Origin of the sequence: Thermomonospora curvata DSM 43183, from assembly GCF_000024385.1 — a bacterium.
Classification (GTDB): Bacteria; Actinomycetota; Actinomycetes; order Streptosporangiales; family Streptosporangiaceae; genus Thermomonospora; species Thermomonospora curvata.
In genome coordinates this window covers 3522825-3541946 of record NC_013510.1, presented here as the reverse complement: position 1 = coordinate 3541946, position 19122 = coordinate 3522825, and the positions used below count along the sequence as shown (strand labels likewise).

Below are 19122 nucleotides of genomic sequence, written 5' to 3'. Positions count from 1 at the left end.
TTGCAGGTCATGGCACCGTCTCGGCCTGCGGGAACGGTGCGCTGAAAAGGGCTTGGCGGCCGTGGCGTCCGGGGCGGGCGGCCCTGCCGGAACATTTCGGAAATCGTGAGTTTTCCTGGAGCCGTCCCGGACGGCTCTGGGGAATTCCGGGTGCGCGGGACCGGGTGGGAACCCGGCCCGCGATTTTTTCTGCCGATCCGGCGGATTTCGTGAACGCGTAGCCGCCGCGCCGCGTATTAGCTGACGACCCGGCAACGGGCGCACGCGGCCATGACGGCACCGCAGGAAAGGAAGACCGGAAGCAGAGGATGGAGGGCGGCAGCATGGGGTTCCTGAACCGCACGAGGAGCCGTCGCCGTGGTGGGAGAGGACTCGGACGGCCCGCGGAGATGGTGTTCCTGGCGGTCGCGGTGGTGGCCGCGGGGGCCGCGTTGTTCATGGTGCTGAGCCCGCCGGGCACTCCCCTGGACGGGGACTCCCTGACCGGGGTGTCCTCCGGGACGGTGCAGACCCGCTGGGGACCGCTGAGCGACCAGGACCGGGAGCTGCTCGTGAGCGTGCGGCGGGCCGGGCTGTGGGAGGCGCCGTCCGGGCAGCAGGCGCAGCAGCGGGCGGCCAGCCCGAAGGTCAAGGAGATCGGCGGCAAGATCGCCACCGAGCATCTGGAACTCGACCAGGACGTGCGCCAGGTGGCCCAGCAGCTGGACGTGGTGCTGCCCAGCGAGCCGAACCGCGATCAAAAGCAGTGGATGGCCGAGCTGTCGGCGCTCTCGGGCGAGGAGTACGACCGGCACTTCGTGTACCGGCTGCGCGCCGCGCACGGCAAGGTCTTCTCCCTCATCGCCAAGGTCCGCGCCAACACGCAAAACAGCTTGGTGCGCGACTTCTCCGCCCGGGCCAACGCCGCCGTGCTCCGGCACATGACCTACCTGGAGAGCACCGGCCTGGTGGATTACTCGGCAGTTGCTTCCTGATCCCGTACCGAGGAGAGCTTCATGCGACGCACGAAAGGCACGGCCCTGCTGGTGCCCGCGCTGGCCCTGGTCGCGGTGGCGGCGCAGATGCCCGCCGGCGCCATGGCCGCGGCCACTTTGACACGGCCTCCCGCGCCGGACCCCTGGGGAGACGGAACGCAGGAGGCCGACCTGGGCGGACACGGCGCGCACCTGCAGCGGGCGGCGGGGCCGGGTGACCACGGCCGCGGTCGTGGGCAGGCGCCGCAGGAGGAGCAGAGCCCCGCCCCGGAGCAGCCCGGTGATGCGGGCCGGGACGCCGGGCAGGGTCAGGACCCCTCCCAGCAGGACCCTGGCCAAGACCAAGACCAAGGGCTGGACCAGGGCGACGGCCAGGACGACGGCCTCGGCCAGGATCAGGGCGCAGGGCAGGAGGGCGACGCCGGCCAGGAGCAGGGAGCCGGGCAGGGCGGCGATGCCGGCCAGGGGCAGGGCGCGGGGCAGGATCAGGGACAGGACGCCGGCGCGGGGCGGCCGCCGGAGGGGCCGCGCGCCGAGGACTTCATCGACATCCGCAGCGTGCAGCCCAACGTCCGGCGGGTGCGTCCCTCGCGCGGAGGTTCCACCGGCACGTTCACCTCTCGTTGCGGACGCAACGAGAACGGTCACTACAACTCCGATAACTTCATCGTCGCGCCCGGGGTGGTCAACGGCGCCCACCACACCCACGACTATGTGGGCAACCTGTCCACCGACGGGTTCTCCACCAATGAGAGCCTGGCGGCCGCCGGCACCACCTGCGCCCGCGGCGACAGGTCCACCTACTTTTGGCCGGTGATGCGGCTGCGCAGCGACGCCGACCGCAACCAGAACGACCAGAGCGCCGCCGATGGCAACATCGGCCGGATCGTGGTGCCCTCTTCGGTGTCGCTGCAGTTCCGCGGCAACCCGCGCAGCAAGGTCACCGCGATGCCAAGGTTCTTGCGCGTCATCACCGGGGACGCCAAGGCCGCCACCAACGGCACCGCCAACGCCCGGGCCCAGTGGACCTGCACCGGTTTCACCGACCGGATCGTGACCGACAAATACCCCTTGTGCCCGCGCGGCAGCCGCCTGGTGCGGATCTTGGACTTCCCCAGCTGCTGGGACGGGCGCAACACCGACAGCGCCGACCACCGCACCCACATCGTCTTCCCCGACGCCTCGGGCGCCTGCCCGGCCGGCACGCGGGCGGTGCCCCAGCTGCGGATCACACTGACCTACCGGCTGCCGGGCCGGGCACAGGCGTTCGCGCTCGACAGCTTCCCCGAGCAGCTGCACGCCCCGATCACCGACCACGCCGACTTCGCCAACGTCATGCCCGACAACCTGATGCGCTTTGCGGTCACCTGCATCAACAACGGCCGCAACTGCTGAAGCGGCCGCGCCCTCAGGCACACGACCGGGAGGCAAGGAAGACCCGTCCCTTGGCGCACCCTTCCCGGTCGTGCCGGCGCGGGGCCGGGGAGCCGCGGCCGTGACCGGACGGACTACGGCGGGTTCGGCGGTCACGGCACCGCTCCCCGGCCCCGCCCCCTTGCCGGCCGTCGCCGGGTGGCCGAGGGCGGGCCGTCCCGCTTCATAGGATCGGTGTATGCACGTTGTGATCGCCGGGGGCCATGGGAAGATCGCGCTGCGGCTGGCCAGGCTGCTGGCCGCGCAGGACGTCCGGGTGACGGGCCTCATCCGCAACCCCGATCACGCCGAGGACGTCCGCCGGGCCGGTGCCCGGCCTCAGGTGTGCGACCTGGAGCGCGTCTCGGTGGAAGAGGTCGCCGCCCACCTGGAGGGCGCCGACGCGGCCGTCTTCGCCGCCGGAGCCGGCCCCGGCAGCGGCGCCGCCCGCAAGGACACCGTGGACCGCGCGGCCTCGGTGCTGCTGGCCGACGCCGCCGAACGCACCGGGGTGCGCCGCTTCCTGCAGATCTCCGCGATGGGCGCGGACCGCCTGCCGCGGCCCGGCAGCGATGAGGTCTGGGCCGCCTACATCACGGCCAAGGGCCGGGCCGAGGCCGACCTGCGCGCCCGCGACCTGGACTGGCTGATCCTGCGGCCCGGCAGGCTCACCGACGCTCCCGGCACCGGCCTGGTCACGCTGGCCGAGCCGGAGGTGGGCCGCGCCGAGGTGACCCGCGACGACGTGGCCGCCGTGCTGGCCGCGCTGCTGCACGCCCCGGCGGTGCGCCGCCGCACCCTCGAACTGGTCAACGGCACCACCCCGATCGAAGAGGCCGTGGCCGCCCTGGCCGCCTAGCCCGTCTGCACGGGACGGGGGAAAGGCGCTCGGGCGCGCGCCGTCACCGGTTGCGGGCCGAACGGAACGCGCCGCCCGGCTTGAGAGCGGGGCGGCGCGTTCAGTGCGGCTTTCCGAAGGAGCGTCAGGACTTGTTCGCCTCGGCGTCGTCCTCGCTGTAGATGGCCTCGATCTCGGCGGCGAAGTCCTTGATCACCCGGTCCCGCTTGACCTTCAGCGAGGGGGTCAGGTGCCCGCTGGCCTCGCTGAAGTCCACATCCAGGATCCGGTACTTGCGGATCGACTCGGCCCGGCTGACGCTCTTGTTGGCCTCGGCCACCGCCGCGTCGATGGCGGCGCGCACGTCCGGGTCCTGCCGGAGCTGCTCGATGGTCATGTCCGCGGGCTTGCCGTGGGCCTGCGCCCACGGGCCGAGGGCCTCGTTGTCGAGGGTGATCAGGGCGCTGATGAACTTGCGGCCGTCGCCGATCACCACGCACTGGCTGATCAGCGGGTGGGCGCGCAGCCGGTCCTCCAGCGGGGCGGGCGCCACGTTCTTGCCGCCCGCGGTCACCAGGATCTCCTTCTTGCGGCCGGTGATCTTCAAGAAGCCGTCGGCGTCCATGGTGCCGATGTCGCCGGTGTGGAACCAGCCGTCCTCGATGGCCTCCTTGGTGGCCGTCTCGTTGGCCCAGTAGCCCTGCATCACGTTGACGCCCTTGACGAGGATCTCCCCGTCGTCGGCGATCCGGACGGTGACGCCGGGGACCGGCTGGCCGACCGTGCCGACGCGCAGCGCGCTGGGCCGGTTGACGCTGACCGGGGCGGTGGTCTCGGTCAGGCCGTAGCCCTCCAGGATCACGATGCCGACGCCGCGGAAGAAGTGCCCCAGCCGCTCGCCGAGGGCCGCGCCGCCGGAGACGGCGTACTTGACCTGGCCGCCGACCGCCTCCCGCAGCTTGCGGTAGACCAGCAGGTCGAACACCTTGCGCTTGAGCTTGAGGCCCAGGCCCGGCCCGCCGGGGGCGTCCAGCGCCTTGCTGTAGGCGATGGCGGTGTCGGCCGCGGCCTTGAAGATCTTGCCCTTGCCGCCGGCGATGGCCTTCTGCTCGGCGCCGTTGTAGACCTTCTCGAACACCCGCGGCACCGCCAGCAGGAAGGTCGGCTTGAAGGAGGCCAGGTCGGGCAGCAGGTTGGGGATGTCGCTGTGGCCCAGCACGATCCCCGACTCGATGCAGGCCACCTGGATCAGCCGGGCGAACACGTGCGCCAGCGGCAGGAACAGCAGCGTGGAGGAGCCCTCCATGGCGACCTCGCTGAGCGCGCCCTTGATGGCGTTGCGGGTGGTCACCACGAAGTTGCCGTGGCTGAGCTCGCAGCCCTTGGGCCGCCCGGTGGTGCCGGAGGTGTAGATGAGGGTGGCCAGGTCGGCCCCGGTGCGGCCGGTGCGGCGCTCCTCCAGCGTCTCGTCGGAGACCTCGGCGCCCAGCTTGGTCAGCGCGGCCACGGCGCCGTCGTCGATGCGCCACACGTGCTTCAGATGCGCCGGCTTGTCGGCGATCTCATCGACCCGGGCCGCGTGCTCGGCGGTCTCGATGATCAATGCCTTGGCGCCGGAGTCGGTGACGATCCACTCGATCTGCTCGGCGGAGGAGGTCTCATAGATGGGGACGGTGACGGCGCCGACCGCCCAGATCGCATAGTCCAGCAGCGTCCACTCATAGCGGGTGCGCGACAGCAGGGCCACCCGGTCGCCGGGCTCGATGCCGGCGGCGATGAGGCCTTTGGCCGCACCGGAGACCTCGGCGACGAACTGGGAGGCGGTGACCGGACTCCAGGAGTCGCCGGACTTGCGGCGGAGCACGACCTGACCGGGGTTGCTGCGGGCGCGGGAGAAGAGCGCGTCGGTCAGGTTGGTGGATTCGGGCACCTCCACCATCAAGGGGGCGCTGAACTCGCGCACGGTCACTCCTCTATTGAGAACGGTAACAATCTGGGCGGAACTTGAATGTGGACGCTACCGCTTCGTCCTACTCGTGGGTAGCCATCGGTGGGCGAGACGGGTTCACAATCGTGTTACATGCCCGTGCTCCAGGTTATGCGCCCTGGTCGCGCGGCTGTTCGCGCGGTGCCCCGGCGGGCGCGCCCCGGGCCGGGCGGGAGGCGCCCGATCCGGGCGTGACACGGACGTCATGCCCGGCCGGATCGGACAAAGAGGCTTATTGTCGGTGCATGCGGATCCATGTGGTGAGCGATGTCCACGGCAACGTGGACGCGCTCAGGCGGGCCGGCGAGGGCGCGGACGTCTTCATCTGCCTGGGCGACCTCATCTTGTTCATCGACTACGCGGACCACGGGCAGGGCATCTTCGCCGAGCTGTTCGGCCAGGAGAACGCCGACCGCTTCATCGCGCTGCGCACCGAGAAGCGCTTTGCGGAGGCCCGCGAGTTCTCCCGCAGACTGTGGGATTCGCTGGAGGGCGGGGCCTGGCCGCACATCGAACGGGCGGTGCGCCGCCAGTACGCCGCCCTCTTCGAGGCCATGCCGAGCCCGGCCTACCTCACCTACGGCAACGTCGACCTCCCCCAGATGTGGGGGGACTACCTGCGCGAGGGCCACCGGGTGCTGGACGGGGAGGTCGCCGAGATCGGCGGGCTGCGCTTCGGGTTCGTCGGCGGCGGGCTGCGCACCGTCTACCGCACGCCGAACGAGATCGACGATGAGGAGTACGCCGCCAAGGTGGCCGCCGTCGGCGAGGTGGACGTCTTGTGCTGCCACATCCCCCCGGCCGTCCCCGACCTGCTCTATGACACCGTCGCGCGCCGCTTCGAACGCGGCAGCGAGGCCGTCTTGGAGGCCATCCACCGCACCCGGCCCCGGTACGTGCTGTTCGGTCACGTGCACCAGCCGCTGGCAAAGCGGATGCGGATAGGCCGTACCGAGTGCGTCAACGTGGGCCACTTCCGCGCCGCCGGCGTGCCGTACGTGCTGGAGCTGTGACGATACTGGCCGCGGAAGCGATCGAGCGGGCACGGCCCGGGGAAGGGGAGGGCAGTCGATGGCCGAGCGCACCAGTGCCTCCATCACCATCGCGGCGGACCGGGAAAAGGTCATGGAGGTCATCGCCGACCTGCCGGCCTATCCCCAGTGGGCCGGGGGGATCCGCGAGGTTCAGGTGCTGGAGACCGGCCCGGACGGACGTCCGGCCAAGGCCCGGCTGACCATCGACGCCGGCCCGATCAAGGACACCTACGGCCTGGCCTACCACTGGGGCGAGCAGGAGGTGAGCTGGGAGCTGGTGGAAAAGGGCGGCGTGGTCTCCGGTCTGCGCGGCTCCTACCGGCTCGCCGAGACCGAGGGCGGCACGCAGGTCACCTACGAGCTGGCGGTGGACGTGCGGGTGCCGATGATCGGGATGCTCCGCCGCAGAGGCGAGAAGATGATCATTGAAGCGGCGTTGAAGGGACTCAAAGGATATGTCGAGCGCTGAGTAAGACATTCGTTACCCGCGCCAGAACAGTACGGTTCTGGCCGATGACGGATGGATGATGTTGCCATGACGGACCGGCCCGGCGATGTCCTCGACGAGGCCGTACGGCTGCTGGACGGCCTGCGGACCGGCGACCCGTGGAGCCGGGCCGTCCCACGGCAGCGACCCCCGCACACCGCCCCTGAACGTCCCGACCGCCCCCCGCACCGCGCCACGGCGCCCGCCGCAGCGGTGGGCGCGGTCGCCGGTGACCGTCTCCCGGACGCCGCCGCAACGCCGATGACGGCCGCATGGTGGCCCCTGGAGGCTTTGGAGCGATCTAATTTGCTGCATCCCGGCGCCGGGCGGCGGGAGGGCTCCGGCGGGGAGCCCGTCGATGCCGGTGCCGGATGAGCGCAGGGAGCCACGAGGAGGAGACACATGGCGCTGACCATCGGCGTGGATGTGGGAGGCACCAAGGTCGCGGCGGGGGTGGTCGACGACCGCGGGCGGATTCTGGAGAAGGTGCGCAGGCCCACCCCCTCCACCGACCCCCGGCAGACCGCCGAGGTCATCGCCGAGGTGGTCGATCTCCTCAAGGGCAAGTACCCCGAGGTCGAGGCGGTCGGGCTGGGCGCGGCCGGGTTCGTCGACGAGGCCCGCGCCACCGTGTTGTTCGCCCCCAACCTGGCCTGGCGGGACGAGCCGATCAAAGGCAAGGTCGAGGAGCTGGTCGGGCTGCCGGTGGTGGTGGAGAACGACGCCAACGCCACCGCCTGGGGCGAGTTCCGCTTCGGCGCCGGACGCGGCGAGCGCTTCCTGGTGCTGGTGGCGCTGGGCACCGGCATCGGCGGCGGCATCATCGTCGACGGCCGGCTGTACCGGGGACGGTTCGGCATCGGCGGGGAGATCGGCCACCTGCGGATGGTGCCCGACGGCCGCCGCTGCGGCTGCGGCAACCGCGGCTGCTGGGAGCAGTACGCCAGCGGCAACGCCCTCGTCCACGAGGCCCGCGACCTGGCCCGGGTCGCCCCGCTGATGGCCTCCCGGCTGCTGGAGCTGGGCGGGGGCTCCCCGGAGGGCATCCGCGGCCCGGAGGTCACCCAGGCCGCCCGCGAGGGGGACCGGGCCGCGCTGGAGTGCTTCCGCACCGTGGCCGGCTGGGTCGGGCGGGGCCTGGCCGACCTGACCGCGATCTTGGACCCGGGGGCGTTCATCATCGGCGGCGGGCTGTCGGACGCCGGGGACCTGCTGCTGGAGCCGGTCCGCGACGCCTATGAGGCCGTGGTCACCGGGGTCGGCTACCGTCCGCTGCCCGACATCCGGATCGCCGAGCTCGGCTCCGACGCCGGGCTGGTGGGCGCCGCCGACCTGGCCCGCCAGCGCTGAGCGGGCGCCGGTGAGAAGGCTGCGGGTCCTCAGCTACAACATCCGCTCCATGCGGGACGACCGGGCGGCGCTGGTGCGGGTGATCCGCGCCTGCGCCGCCGACCTGGTGTGCCTGCAGGAGGTGCCGCGCCTGGCCCCCACCTGGCGGGCCAGGCGGCGGGCGCTGGCCGCCCGCACCGGGCTGACCGTGGCCTGCGGGCGGCGCGCCGCCGGGCTGGCGGTGCTGGCCGGGCGGCGCGTCCGCCTCCACCACGCCGAGCACCACCTGCTCAGCCGCGTCCCCGGCCTGCACCGCCGGGGCCTGGCGCTGGTCGTGGCGGAGATCGCCGGCGCCCGCGTGATCGTCGCCGACACCCACCTGGACCTGGACGCCTCCGCCCGCCTGGCGCACACCGCCGAACTGCTCGCCCTGCTGAAGCGGGCCCGCGACCGCTACGAGGCCCCCGTGGTGCTGTGCGGCGACATCAACGAAGAACCCGAAGGCCCGTCCTGGAATGCGCTGACCGGTTTCTTCACCGACGCCTACGCCGCCGCCCCGCGCGGTCCCGCCGCCACCTATTCCTCCCGCCGCCCGGCCAGGCGCATCGACGGGATCTTCACCGATCCCCGCATCGAGGTGCTCGGCTGCGGCCTGCCCCCCGGCCCCGCGCCGGCCGCCGACTACCCCCGGGCCAGTGACCATCTGCCGGTCCTGGCGGAGTTGCGGCTGCCGCCTTGAGCCGGCCGGGGACGCCGCTCATACGACGGCGCCGTCGTCGCTGTCGCGGGGATCGTCGCCCATGCGCAGGACGAGGGTGACGAAACCGCCGATGAAGGCCGCCACCGCCAAGAAAGCCGCCCAGCCGGGCACGTCCCAGCCGAGCATCACCGTGACCAGCAGGTAGAGGGGACCGCCGACCAGGCTGATCCAGGCGGCCTTGGTGATCGGGTCGGTGCTGGGCAGCGGCGGGGGCGGCGGGGGGATGTAGTGGTCGTCGTCATCGGCCGCCCGCTCCGCGGCCTCCTCGGCGGCGGGGAATTTGATCACTCGGGCGGTGGGCAGCCGCCCGGTGCGGTCCGCTCCCTCGTCCGCGGGCTCGTCCAGATTCTCCTGCTCGGGCCAGGGCGTCTGGCCATCGGCGGGCGCGGCGTCGAAACTGGCGACGATCTCCGCCCAGATCGCCTCCTCGTCGCGCTCGGCCACCGTGCCGCCGCCGGAATCGCCGGTGCGCACCCGGCCGCGCGGCGGCTCACCGGTCTCGGTGTCCGCGGCTCCACTCTCGCCGGCCGGCTCGCCGTCGGAGGAACGCAACCGGGTCAGCTGGGTGTGCAAGACGCCCTCGGCGGCCGACCGCATCGCGGTGTCGACGTACAACCGGTCCAGCGAGTCGCCGTCCGCGCCGGAGCGCCCGGGCTCGCCCCGGTCGGGACTGGGGGTCACATAAGCGGCGACCCCGGCCTCCCGCAGCGCCTCCAGCATGGCGTCGGCCAGATGGGGCGCAAGGTCGATCAACGGGGCGTACGAGTCGGCGTCCAGTCCATTGCCACGGCGCTTCACGGGGCCGGCTCCTTCGACGACTGCAGCGTGACCGACAGCATCGGCATGACGGCCTCCGCTCCCCAATCAGGTGTCCCCCCAAAGTACCCGCCACGCCATATGGCCGTACTCGGGAGGCGCTCTCCCGCCTGGACTCCTACGGTATTCGTTCCGCGACGATGAACAAGACAAGCGGGACCGATCGGGGTGACCTTCGCAACCGGGTGCGCTCCGGCCCGCCCGGTGACGTGCGCCGCCGGGCCGGGTGATGTGGGCATGGTGTTGCGGAGATGCGATGATGATCCATCGCCATCGTCCGTCAAGCCGTGGCGGGACGGTGGCCAAAGGGGAGTCGGGTGCCGCGGACAGGTGTGGCCGAGGAGGGTATCGGCATGTTCTGGTTCTGGATGCTGCTCCGGATCGTCCTCACACCGATCCTGTACCTGCTGTGGTGGCCGCGGAACTCCGGGATGGAGAACGTCCCCAAAAAGGGCCCGGCGCTGCTGGTCAGCAACCACCAGTCGTTCGCCGACCACTTCTTCGGGCCGCTGCCGCTGCGCCGCCGGATCTTCTTCCTCGGCAAGGCCGAGTACTTCACCGGCACCGGCATCAAAGGGCTGATCAGCAGGGCCTTCTTCACCGGGGTCGGGGTCGTGCCGGTGGACCGCTCCGGCGGCAAGGCCAGCGAGGCGGCCCTGGAGACCGGGCTGCAGATCCTCAAGCAGGGCAAGCTGCTGGGGATCTACCCCGAGGGGACGCGGGCCCCCGACAAGCGGCTCTACAAGGGCAAGACCGGGGTGGCCCGGCTGGCGCTGAAGTCCCGGGTCCCGGTCATCCCGATGGCGATGATCAACACCTTCGACCTGATGCCGGCCGGCCAGCCCTACCCCCGGCTCGGCGTGCGGCCCGGGGTGCGCTTCGGCAAGCCGATGGACTTCTCCCGCTACTACGGCATGGAGGACGACCGGGAGGTCCTGCGCAAGGTCACCGACGAGATCATGCAGGCCATCCGGGAGCTGTCCGGCCAGGAGTACGTGGACCGCTACGCCGCCGACGTCAAGGCCGAGATGGCGGGCAAGGCGCCGCGGCCGGCCGACGAGGACGAGTGAGCGGGCGCTGAGGCGAGCCGGGAGCGGCGGGGACCGCGTTCGCGGCCCGACCGCCGGCCCGCGGGCCCGGCCGACGCAACGGCGCCGGGCGCACGGCCGCCGGGGACGCATGCGCGTCCCCGGCGTGATTGTTTTCCGGGCCCTCCCCCTGGCCCGGCCTTGAAGATCGACGGCCGCGTTCGAACGGCGGGTGCCCGCCGCCGAGTGGCGCTATGGTCTAGACCAATGAGACGAGCCGGGCGATCGGCGCCCCGGCCGTGTGCTGAGCCATGCCTTGCCATCTGCGCTATTAGGCTGGCCGGGTGAGCAATGGGGAGGAATACATGCGCGTCGGAGTGCTGACCGGAGGCGGTGACTGCCCCGGTCTGAACGCCGTGATCCGCGCTGTGGTGCGTAAGGGAATCTCGGTCTACGGGTATGAGTTCGTGGGCTTCCGGTCGGGCTGGCGCGGCCCGCTGGAAGGCGACACGGTGGCGCTGGACATCCAGGCCGTGCGGGGCATCCTGCCGCGCGGCGGGACGATCCTGGGCTCGTCGCGGACCAACCCGCTCAAGGTCGAGGGCGGCATCGAGCGGATCAAGGACAACCTGGCCGGGCTCGGTGTGGATGCGCTGGTCGCCATCGGCGGCGAGGACACCCTCGGCGTCGCCAAGCATCTGCACGAGGCCGGCGTCAACGTGGTCGGGGTCCCCAAGACCATCGACAACGACCTGAACGCCACCGACTACACCTTCGGCTTCGACACCGCCGTCAACATCGCGGTGGAGGCCATCGACCGGCTGCACACCACCGCCGAAAGCCACCACCGCGCCCTGATCTGCGAGGTGATGGGCCGGCACGCCGGGTGGATCGCGCTGCACGCCGGGATGGCCGCCGGCGCCAACGTGATCTTGATTCCGGAGCGGCCGTTCGACATCGACAAGGTCGTCGAGTACGTCGAAAGCCGCTTCAAGACCCGGTATGCGCCGATCATCGTGGTCGCCGAGGGCGCCCACCCGATCGAGGGCCAGATGGCGGTGCAGAGCAAGGAACTGGACGCCTTCGGGCACGTGCGGCTGGGCGGCATCGGCCAGTGGCTGGCCGACGAGATCGAAAAGCGCACCGGCAAGGAGGCCCGCTGCACCGTGCTGGGCCACATCCAGCGCGGCGGCACGCCCAGCGCCTTCGACCGGGTGCTGGCCACCCGCTTCGGGCTGCACGCCATCGACGCCGTCCACGACGGCGACTACGGCAAGATGGTCGCCCTGTCGGGCACCGAGATCATCCGGGTGGACCTGTCGGCCGCCACCGACACGCTCAAGACCGTCCCGCTGGAGCGCTACGCCGAGGCGGAGGTCTTCTTCGGCTGACCGGCGGACCGGACCGGGCGGCTGCGGCGCGTCCGCACCGGGCCCGCGGGCGCCGGAATGGAATATCCCGGCGCCTGCGGGCCTTATCCTGTCGCGGTGGTCGCAACGGTGGGCGACACTGGATACCGGTCTTCTTCACCCCGTTCTACGCAGGAGGTCCCCGCATGACCGTGCTCGACACCGCGGCCGGGCAGATCACCGGCGGCCCGCCGGCGATCGGTGAGCCGTGCGTGCTGATCAAACTGGGCGAGGTCGTGCTCAAGGGCAAGAACCGCGAGGTGTTCGAGCGGCGGTTGCAGAACAACCTCCGGTCGGCGGTCCGCGACATCGCGCCGGTGCGCATCTGGCGCCGCCACGGCGTGATGGTGGTGCGCGTGGAACGGGGCGGCGGCGCCGACGTCGCCACGGTGGACGCGCTGGCCCGGCGGATCACCGATGTGATGGGCATCGTCTGGGTGCACCGGGCCTGGCGGGTCGGCAAGGACCCCGACAGCGTGGTGGGCGCCGCCCTGGAACTGATGGCCGGCCGCACCGGCAGCTTCGCGGTGCGCTCCCGCCGCCGCGACAAGCGCTTCCCGCTGACCTCCACCGAGCTGGACCGCCTGGTCGGCTCCAAGATCGTTGAGGCCTACGGGCTGCCGGTGAAGCTGAAGGAGCCCGAGCACACCCTGTCGATCGAGGTCGACCGCGACGAGGTGTTCGTCTTCACCGACGGGCTGCCCGGCCAGGGCGGGCTGCCGGTGGGCATGAGCGGGAGGGCGCTGGTGCTGCTGTCGGGCGGCATCGACTCCCCGGTGGCCGCCTACCGGATGATGCGCCGCGGGCTGCGCGTGGACTACCTGCACTTTTCCGGCATGCCCTTCACCGGGCCGGAGTCGATCTACAAGGCGTACGCGCTGGTGCGCGAGCTGGACCGCTTCCAGGGCGGCTCGCGGCTGTTCGTGGTGCCCTTCGGCAAGGCCCAGCAGCAGATCAAATCCTCCGGCGCCGACCGGCTGGCGGTGGTCGCCCAGCGCCGCCTGATGCTGCGCACCGGCGAGATCCTGGCCCGCCGGCTGGGCGGTCTCGCGCTGATCACCGGCGACTCCCTGGGCCAGGTCAGCAGCCAGACGCTGGCCAACATGACCGCCGTGGACGATGCGGTGGAGCTGCCCATCCTGCGTCCGCTGGTGGGCATGGACAAGGTCGAGATCATGGACACCGCGCGCCGCATCGGCACGCTGACCATCTCCGAGCTGCCCGACGAGGACTGCTGCACGCTGCTGGCGCCGCGCCGCGCCGAGACCCGCGCCAAGATCGAGGACCTGCGGCAGATCGACCGGCGGCTGGACGCCGAGGAGCTGGCCGAGAAGCTGGCCGACTCCGTCCAGGAGCACCGTCCCGTCTACGGCGAGGGCAACGCCGCCTGAGAGTTCCTCGCCCCCTGGGCCCGGACGGCCCAGGGGGCGAGGGGCGTTCTCACAGCTCCCGGTCGCAGGGGCGGGGGGTCTCCGGGCCGTCCGGCCCCATGAGCACCATCCGCTCCACCCGGACGATCCGGAAGCGCCGCCCGGCCGCCACGATGTTGTCGCGGCGCCTGCCGTCCTGCAGCAGGTCCGCCGCCTCGGCGTACTCGGCCGCCTCCAGCGGGTTCGGCCGCTCCACCGCCGGCACCACGTGCCGGAAGTAGGTGGCCAGCGAGTCCCGCGCCTCCTGCGGCATGCCGTACAGCCGGGTGCCGGGCCGCCACAGGTCCCCTGACTGCTCGGCCACGGTGAACATCGGCGTCAGCTGCACCGGGGTCATGAACGGCTTGACCGGCTCACAGCCGCGCCGGGCCGTCTCATCCAGGTACTGGCACAGCAGCTCGGCGGTGACGATGTCGGCCGCGCCGCCGAGGTCGAGAACCGGGTCGGCGATGAACTCCGGTGCCCGGCGGTGCGCCGGGACGGGCCGGGTGGGATCGCGGTCGGTGGGCCGGGGCGGCTCCGGCCCGTCGGGACCGGTCCGCATCAGCTGCTCGATCCGCACGATCCGGAACCGGCGCGCCAGCACCGACACCTCGTCACAGGCCCCGTCGACCAGGTGCCGGGCCGCCTCATGGTAGTCCCGGGCCGCCACCGGGGCGGCCATCGCCCCGCGGTTGCGCAGGTGGGCCGCCAGCAGCTCACGGGCGCCCTGGGGCAGCGGATCGCACGGGCACACCAGCTGCCAGCCGCCCGGCACCTGCTCGGCCGCGGCGAACAGCGGTCCCGCCACCACCAGCTCCGGGTAGGCGGCCAGCGCACGGCGGGCGTCCGCGAGCATCACGGCGGCCACCGGATCCACGGCGGCCAGATCCTCGGGGAAGATCCGCCCGCCGGGATCCCCCTCGCCGATAGTCATGCGCAGCATCTTCCTTGACGGTTCGGCTTTGCGCGAGTGCTTCAGAGCACTTTCCTTGCTTCGATGCAAAAAAGCGCCCTAGGGCCCGGTGAGGCCGGCGCCGGGACGTCAGCGGCGTCCGGCCGCAACGAGCATCACCAGCCCGGCCGTCAGCAGCGCCAGGCCCGCCAGGGCGACCCCGCCGAGCCGCTCGTGCAGCACCACCAGGCCCAGCACCGCCGCCACCGCCGGCTCGGCCAGCGTCAGCGTCGTCGCCGCGGTCACCGGGGTGCTGCGCAGCCCCCTGGCGTACAGCAGGTACGCGCCCGCGGTGGTGACGACCCCCAGGTAGCCGGTCACCAGCGCGCCGGGGACGGTGAGCAGCCAGGTGGGGGAGCCGGCCGCCAGCGCCGGCAGCAGCAGCGCCCCGGCCGCCGAGAACAGCACCGCGACCACCGCCCGGTCCTCCTGGCCCGCGGTGATCAACCGGGACGTGATCGTCGCGTACGAGGCGTATCCCAGCCCCGACAGCAGCGCCAGCGACACCCCCAGCGGTTCGACGCCGGCCTGCCGGCCGCCGCTCACCAGAGCGGCGCAGCCGACCACCGCGCAGGCCGTCGAGACCGCCCACCGCGCCGTGGGCCGCGGGCCGCCGGTCAGCAGGGCGATCAGCCCGGTGAACACCGGGCCGCTGCCGATCGCCACGATGGTGCCGGTGGCGACGCCGGTGCGGGAGACCGCGGCGAAGAAGGCGGTCTGGTACACCGCGACGCACACCGCGCCCAGGGCCAGCATCCACCGGGCGCGGGGGAGGGCCAGCAGCCGCCGCAGCCCCCGGCCGCGAACCGGGGCGCCGCCGTCACCGGCCGCGGTGCGGCTGAGCGCGGCCACGGCCAGCAGGACGGCGCCGCCCAGGGCGATGCGGGCGGCGCCGACGGAGACGGGGTCGGCCCCGGCCGGGGCCGCGGTGAGCACGGTGCCGGTCGTCCCCCACAGCGAGGCGGCCAGCAGGACGTCCATGCCGCCGGCCGACCGCCGGGCGGGCAGGGCGGGATCAGTGGAATCGATGAGGCGTGCGGACACGCGGGCAACTCCTGAACTCGAATCGGATAAGGACGATCCGGGTCCGGGGCACGCGAAGAAGGGACCGGGCGCCGCATGCGCCGGGTCCGGTGCGCTCACGAAGACGAGCCGAAGGAACGCGCCCCGGTCAGGAGCGGGGAGGCCCCAGTTGCGCCGTCCAATACGCCATGGCCGTGACCTTATCAACCCCGCCCGCCTTGCGGACAGCCGCCTTCCGGCGGCGGTTCCGGCGAGGCGGCCGGTGCCCGCCGCCGAAGGCCGCCGCTCAGCCCATGGCCAGCGCGTCGGGGGCCTGGGTGAGGGACCGGCCGAAGACCGGCGGCAGCTCGCGCACCAGCCGGGCCAGCTCCCGCACGTCCCCGTCCACCAGGGCCTGCGCCCCGTCGCACAGCGCGGTCTCCGGGTGCGGGTGCACGTCCACGATCACCCCGTCGGCGCCGACCGCGATCGCCGCCCGGGTCAGCGGCAGCACCAGGTCGCGCCGCCCGCCCGAGTGCGAGGGGTCCACGATCACCGGCAGGTGCGACAGGCGCTGGGCCACCGGCACCGCCGAGATGTCCAGGGTGTTGCGGGTGGCCTTCTCGAAGGTGCGGATGCCCCGCTCGCACAGCACGATGTCCAGGTTGCCGCGCTGGGCGATGTACTCGGCGGCCATCAGCCACTCCTCGATGGTGCCGCTCATGCCGCGCTTGAGCAGCACCGGCTTGCCGGCCTCCCCGACGGCCTGCAGCAGCGAGAAGTTCTGGGCGTTGCGGGTGCCGATCTGCAGCATGTCGGCGTAGGAGGCGACCAGCTCCACGTCGTGGGCGTCCACCACTTCGGTGACGACCGGCAGCCCGGTCTCGGCGCGCACGTCGGCCAGGATCTTCAGGCCCTGCTCGCCCAGCCCCTGGAAGGCGTAGGGGGAGGTGCGCGGCTTGAACGCGCCGCCGCGCAGCAGGGTGGCGCCGGCGGCCTTGGCCATCTGGGCGGCCCGCAGGGTCTGGTCGGGGGTCTCCACCGCGCACGGGCCGGCGATCAGGGTCATGGTGCCCGGCCCGATCGGCACGCCGCCGACCCGCACCACCGAGCGGTCGGGGTGGTTCTCCCGGCTGACGAGCTTGTAGGGCGCCGAGATGCGGATGACGTCGCGCACGCCGTTCATGCGCCGCAGGTTCAGTGAGCCGAACTGCTCCACGTCCCCCACCAGGCCGACGATCGTGCGGCTGACCCCGCGGCTGACGAAGGCCTCCCCGCCCGCCGTCTCCACGATCGAGACGACGGCGGCGATATCGGCCTCGGTGGCCTCCGGTCCCATCACGACGACCATGTCTGTCTCTCCTCGTTGCTCGTCTGTGTCGCTCGTCTGTCGCTGCCGCCTGCTTTCAGGCGTTCGGTCGGGGAGGCGTGCACGAAAAAAGCCCCGGGCCGCTCGGGACCCGGGGCTTTCGTGAGCCTGTCAGCGCAACGCCGGACCGGCCGTCACCCGTGTCCCGGGCCGGCCATAAAAGATCCAGCGGTAGGTGTTGCGCATGGGACGAGGATAACCCATCCGGGCGGCCGCGCGGCAGGGAGGGCCCGAGTATGGCCCAGGTCACCGAGATGGCAGGATGAGCCCGTCATGTCCTCCCCATCGGAACAACCTCCGCACGCAAGGGCTCTGCCCCCCGGCCAGTACGTTCCCCGGGGCTGGCCCGTCCTGCACTACGGCCCGGTGCCCAAGTTCCGCCCCGAAAGCTGGGACTTCAGGGTGTTCGGGGCCACCGCCTCCGGCGAGCAGTACATCTGGACCTGGGAGGAGTTCGAACGCCTGCCCCGGGTCCGGGCGGTCGCCGACTTCCACTGCGTCACCAAGTTCAGCGTCCTGGACAACCTGTGGGAGGGGGTCTCCGGCAGCACGATCGTGGAGCTGGCCCCGCCGCACCCCGACGCCACGCACGTCATGGTGTGGGCCGAGTACGGCTACAGCGCCAACATCCGCATGTCGGACTTCCTCGCCGAGGCGACCATGTTCGCCCTCTACCGCAACGGCGAGCGGCTCACCCCCGACCACGGCTTCCCCGTCCGGCTGGTGGTCCCCCACCTGTATGCCTGGAAGAGCGTCAAGTGGGCGCGCGGGGTGGAGTACCTCATCAAGGACCGGCGCGGCTTCTGGGAGGAGCGCGGCTACCACAACATCGCCGACCCCTGGCGGGAGCAGCGGTACTCCTACCAGGAGGAAGAGGGCGAAGCGCCGCCGCTGTGACCTCCTGCGGCGGCCTTGCGCGAGAAGGCGCCGCAGAAAACTCTCGGCATGCTCGACCTGTCGGCCGCCGATCGGCTACTGTGAGTGCGTCGACGGATACGGATCGTTTGATATCTGCCGCTCAGCGGGATCCATTCGGTCCGGCCGCCGGGTGGTGCACGCGGCCGGCCGGGGGTGCTCCGTCGGCACGACAAGACGACACCGGAAGACCCGGCGGCGGCCCACAGGCCAGCTCCGCCGCCGGCCGGGTCACAGGGCCGTCAGATCCCGTACCGGGGGGGTGGGATCCGACGGCGGAAAGCCCGGGCGCCGCTGGATAGTCGGGGGGTTGTTCAGCGGCGCCCGGCGCATGCCGGAACCCATCGGCGGATGCGTTCACAACGGCCCTCAGCGCCCGGTGCGCGGCGTGCCGGCCGAAGGGGCAGGGGAAGATCGTCAGGCCGTCCGGGAGGCGTCCCTGAGCCGTTTGAGGGTCTCGATGTCCTTGCGGTGCGGCTCGGGGTCGCGTCCCGGGGTCTCGATGACGAACGGGACGCCGGCGGCCGCCGGGTGACGAAGCAGCTCGGCGAAGGGGGCCTCGCCGATGTGGCCGGCGCCGATGTTCTCATGCCGGTCGCGGCACGAGCCGCACGGGTCCTTGGAGTCGTTGGCGTGGATCAGCTTGAGCCGCCCCGGCCCGACGGTGGCCACCAGGGCGTCCATGGTCTCCTTGACGCCGCCGGGCGCGGTCAGGTCGTGGCCGGCGGCCCAGGCGTGGCAGGTGTCCAGGCAGACCCCCAGCTTCGGGTGGTGCTCCAGGGCCTCGAAGTAGGGGCCGAGCTGCTGGACGGTGGCGCACAGCATGTTGGACTGCCCGGCCATCGGCTCCAGCAGCAGCGGCGGGCCGTCCTCGCCGATCTCCTCCAGGACGGGCAGCAGACGCTCGTGGATCTGCCGCATCGCCTGCTCGTAGGACTGGCTGACCGACGAGCCGGTGTGGATCACCACCCCGCCGGCGCCGATCTGGTGGCCGCGCCTGAGCGCGTGCCGGATCGCCGCCAGCGACTTCTCCAGCGTCTCGGGGTTGGGAGAGCCGGGATTGATCAGGTAGTTGGCGTGCACGAAGACCGGGACGCCGCTTTCCCTGAGCCTGGCGTCCTCCTCCGGCTTGCCGCCCGGCATCGCCCAGCCGCGCGGGTTGCCCACGAAGACCTGGATCACCTCGGCGCCGATCCGCTCGGCGTACTTCAGCCCGCCGGTGGCCAGCCCCCCGGCGACCGGGACATGCCCCCCGATGGGGGTGTGCACGGCGCTCATCACAGCTCCTGAGATGCGGCGGCCCTGCCCCCGAAGGGCAGAGGGGAATGCGGCATGCGGCCGCGCGACCACGGCCGGCGACCTTCGGCGGCAACCACGCTACCGTCTCCGGCGCCGCG

General features: G+C 72.2%; 18 protein-coding genes. 12 read left to right on the top strand and 6 right to left on the bottom strand.

The window, feature by feature from the left end:
- Positions 1–389: 389 nt before the first annotated feature.
- From TCUR_RS15055 to TCUR_RS15045, 3 genes are all read left to right on the top strand, one after another.
- The gene (locus TCUR_RS15055; protein WP_169313032.1) at positions 390–974 is read left to right on the top strand and encodes a DUF4142 domain-containing protein; all 585 of its coding nucleotides are present in this window, start codon (positions 390–392) and stop codon (positions 972–974) included.
- A gap of 21 nt (positions 975–995) precedes the next feature.
- Positions 996–2369, top strand: coding sequence for a DUF1996 domain-containing protein (locus TCUR_RS28025; RefSeq protein WP_012853379.1), 1374 nt, complete (start codon positions 996–998; stop codon positions 2367–2369).
- 217 nt (positions 2370–2586) lie between these two features.
- Entirely contained in the window at positions 2587–3246 is a 660-nt protein-coding gene (locus tag TCUR_RS15045; RefSeq protein ID WP_012853378.1) for an NAD(P)H-binding protein, read from the top strand.
- Between the two features lie 124 nt (positions 3247–3370).
- Here TCUR_RS15045 and TCUR_RS15040 read toward each other — a convergent pair whose 3' ends face one another.
- The gene (locus TCUR_RS15040; protein ID WP_012853377.1) at positions 3371–5188 is read right to left on the bottom strand and encodes an AMP-dependent synthetase/ligase; all 1818 of its coding nucleotides are present in this window, start codon (positions 5186–5188) and stop codon (positions 3371–3373) included.
- A gap of 269 nt (positions 5189–5457) precedes the next feature.
- Here TCUR_RS15040 and TCUR_RS15035 point away from each other — a divergent pair, with 269 nt between their 5' ends.
- The 5 genes from TCUR_RS15035 to TCUR_RS15020 all read left to right on the top strand — a co-directional run bounded on the left by TCUR_RS15035 (position 5458) and on the right by TCUR_RS15020 (position 8801).
- Positions 5458–6225, top strand: a complete 768-nt coding sequence (locus tag TCUR_RS15035) for a metallophosphoesterase family protein (RefSeq protein ID WP_012853376.1) — start codon at positions 5458–5460, stop codon at positions 6223–6225.
- 58 nt (positions 6226–6283) lie between these two features.
- Positions 6284–6715 (top strand): SRPBCC family protein, encoded by a 432-nt coding sequence (locus TCUR_RS15030; protein WP_012853375.1) that lies wholly within the window; start codon positions 6284–6286, stop codon positions 6713–6715.
- A 66-nt stretch (positions 6716–6781) separates the two neighbouring features.
- Positions 6782–7108, top strand: a complete 327-nt coding sequence (locus tag TCUR_RS26560) for a hypothetical protein (protein WP_012853374.1) — start codon at positions 6782–6784, stop codon at positions 7106–7108.
- A gap of 27 nt (positions 7109–7135) precedes the next feature.
- Positions 7136–8083 carry an ROK family glucokinase gene (locus tag TCUR_RS15025; protein WP_012853373.1) on the top strand — a complete coding sequence of 316 codons (948 nt, stop codon included), beginning with the start codon at positions 7136–7138 and terminating at the stop codon, positions 8081–8083.
- Positions 8084–8093: 10 nt separating this feature from the next.
- On the top strand, positions 8094–8801 hold the full coding sequence (locus tag TCUR_RS15020) for an endonuclease/exonuclease/phosphatase family protein (RefSeq protein ID WP_012853372.1): 708 nt from the start codon (positions 8094–8096) through the stop codon (positions 8799–8801).
- 18 nt (positions 8802–8819) lie between these two features.
- On the opposite strand, the gene TCUR_RS15015 is transcribed toward TCUR_RS15020, so the two are convergent.
- Entirely contained in the window at positions 8820–9620 is an 801-nt protein-coding gene (locus tag TCUR_RS15015; protein ID WP_012853371.1) for a hypothetical protein, read from the bottom strand.
- 371 nt (positions 9621–9991) lie between these two features.
- On the opposite strand from TCUR_RS15015, the gene TCUR_RS15010 reads away from it, so the two are divergent.
- The 3 genes from TCUR_RS15010 to thiI all read left to right on the top strand — a co-directional run bounded on the left by TCUR_RS15010 (position 9992) and on the right by thiI (position 13466).
- Complete coding sequence (locus TCUR_RS15010; RefSeq protein ID WP_012853370.1) at positions 9992–10708, top strand: lysophospholipid acyltransferase family protein; 717 nt, start codon at positions 9992–9994, stop codon at positions 10706–10708.
- 323 nt (positions 10709–11031) lie between these two features.
- Positions 11032–12057 (top strand): 6-phosphofructokinase, encoded by a 1026-nt coding sequence (locus TCUR_RS15005; protein WP_012853369.1) that lies wholly within the window; start codon positions 11032–11034, stop codon positions 12055–12057.
- A gap of 164 nt (positions 12058–12221) precedes the next feature.
- On the top strand, positions 12222–13466 hold the full coding sequence (gene thiI, locus TCUR_RS15000) for a tRNA uracil 4-sulfurtransferase ThiI (protein ID WP_012853368.1): 1245 nt from the start codon (positions 12222–12224) through the stop codon (positions 13464–13466).
- Between the two features lie 49 nt (positions 13467–13515).
- Here the strand turns inward: thiI and TCUR_RS14995 are convergent, their stop codons facing one another.
- The 3 genes from TCUR_RS14995 to aroF all read right to left on the bottom strand — a co-directional run bounded on the left by TCUR_RS14995 (position 13516) and on the right by aroF (position 16792).
- Positions 13516–14421 carry a DUF5954 family protein gene (locus tag TCUR_RS14995; protein WP_012853367.1) on the bottom strand — a complete coding sequence of 302 codons (906 nt, stop codon included), beginning with the start codon at positions 14419–14421 and terminating at the stop codon, positions 13516–13518.
- 108 nt (positions 14422–14529) lie between these two features.
- Entirely contained in the window at positions 14530–15483 is a 954-nt protein-coding gene (locus tag TCUR_RS14990) for a DMT family transporter (RefSeq protein WP_012853366.1), read from the bottom strand.
- A 265-nt stretch (positions 15484–15748) separates the two neighbouring features.
- Positions 15749–16792, bottom strand: a complete 1044-nt coding sequence (gene aroF / locus TCUR_RS14985) for a 3-deoxy-7-phosphoheptulonate synthase (RefSeq protein WP_012853365.1) — start codon at positions 16790–16792, stop codon at positions 15749–15751.
- 291 nt (positions 16793–17083) lie between these two features.
- Between aroF and TCUR_RS14980 the strand changes: the two genes are divergently transcribed.
- Positions 17084–17707 carry a sulfite oxidase-like oxidoreductase gene (locus TCUR_RS14980; protein WP_012853364.1) on the top strand — a complete coding sequence of 208 codons (624 nt, stop codon included), beginning with the start codon at positions 17084–17086 and terminating at the stop codon, positions 17705–17707.
- A 435-nt stretch (positions 17708–18142) separates the two neighbouring features.
- Here TCUR_RS14980 and TCUR_RS14975 read toward each other — a convergent pair whose 3' ends face one another.
- Positions 18143–19003, bottom strand: coding sequence for a deoxyribonuclease IV (locus tag TCUR_RS14975; RefSeq protein ID WP_012853363.1), 861 nt, complete (start codon positions 19001–19003; stop codon positions 18143–18145).
- Between the last annotated feature and the right edge of the window lie 119 nt (positions 19004–19122).

Coding starts and splice junctions, on each gene's coding strand:
- TCUR_RS15005 (WP_012853369.1), top strand. CDS start 11,032: ATGCGCGTCGGAGTGCTGACCGGAGGCGGTGACTGCCCCGGTCTGAAC.
- TCUR_RS28025 (WP_012853379.1), top strand. CDS start 996: ATGCGACGCACGAAAGGCACGGCCCTGCTGGTGCCCGCGCTGGCCCTG.
- TCUR_RS14975 (WP_012853363.1), bottom strand. CDS start 19,003: ATGAGCGCCGTGCACACCCCCATCGGGGGGCATGTCCCGGTCGCCGGG.
- aroF (WP_012853365.1), bottom strand. CDS start 16,792: ATGGTCGTCGTGATGGGACCGGAGGCCACCGAGGCCGATATCGCCGCC.
- TCUR_RS14995 (WP_012853367.1), bottom strand. CDS start 14,421: ATGACTATCGGCGAGGGGGATCCCGGCGGGCGGATCTTCCCCGAGGAT.
- TCUR_RS14980 (WP_012853364.1), top strand. CDS start 17,084: ATGTCCTCCCCATCGGAACAACCTCCGCACGCAAGGGCTCTGCCCCCC.
- thiI (WP_012853368.1), top strand. CDS start 12,222: ATGACCGTGCTCGACACCGCGGCCGGGCAGATCACCGGCGGCCCGCCG.
- TCUR_RS15045 (WP_012853378.1), top strand. CDS start 2,587: ATGCACGTTGTGATCGCCGGGGGCCATGGGAAGATCGCGCTGCGGCTG.
- TCUR_RS15025 (WP_012853373.1), top strand. CDS start 7,136: ATGGCGCTGACCATCGGCGTGGATGTGGGAGGCACCAAGGTCGCGGCG.
- TCUR_RS15010 (WP_012853370.1), top strand. CDS start 9,992: ATGTTCTGGTTCTGGATGCTGCTCCGGATCGTCCTCACACCGATCCTG.
- TCUR_RS26560 (WP_012853374.1), top strand. CDS start 6,782: ATGACGGACCGGCCCGGCGATGTCCTCGACGAGGCCGTACGGCTGCTG.
- TCUR_RS15030 (WP_012853375.1), top strand. CDS start 6,284: ATGGCCGAGCGCACCAGTGCCTCCATCACCATCGCGGCGGACCGGGAA.
- TCUR_RS15055 (WP_169313032.1), top strand. CDS start 390: ATGGTGTTCCTGGCGGTCGCGGTGGTGGCCGCGGGGGCCGCGTTGTTC.
- TCUR_RS15035 (WP_012853376.1), top strand. CDS start 5,458: ATGCGGATCCATGTGGTGAGCGATGTCCACGGCAACGTGGACGCGCTC.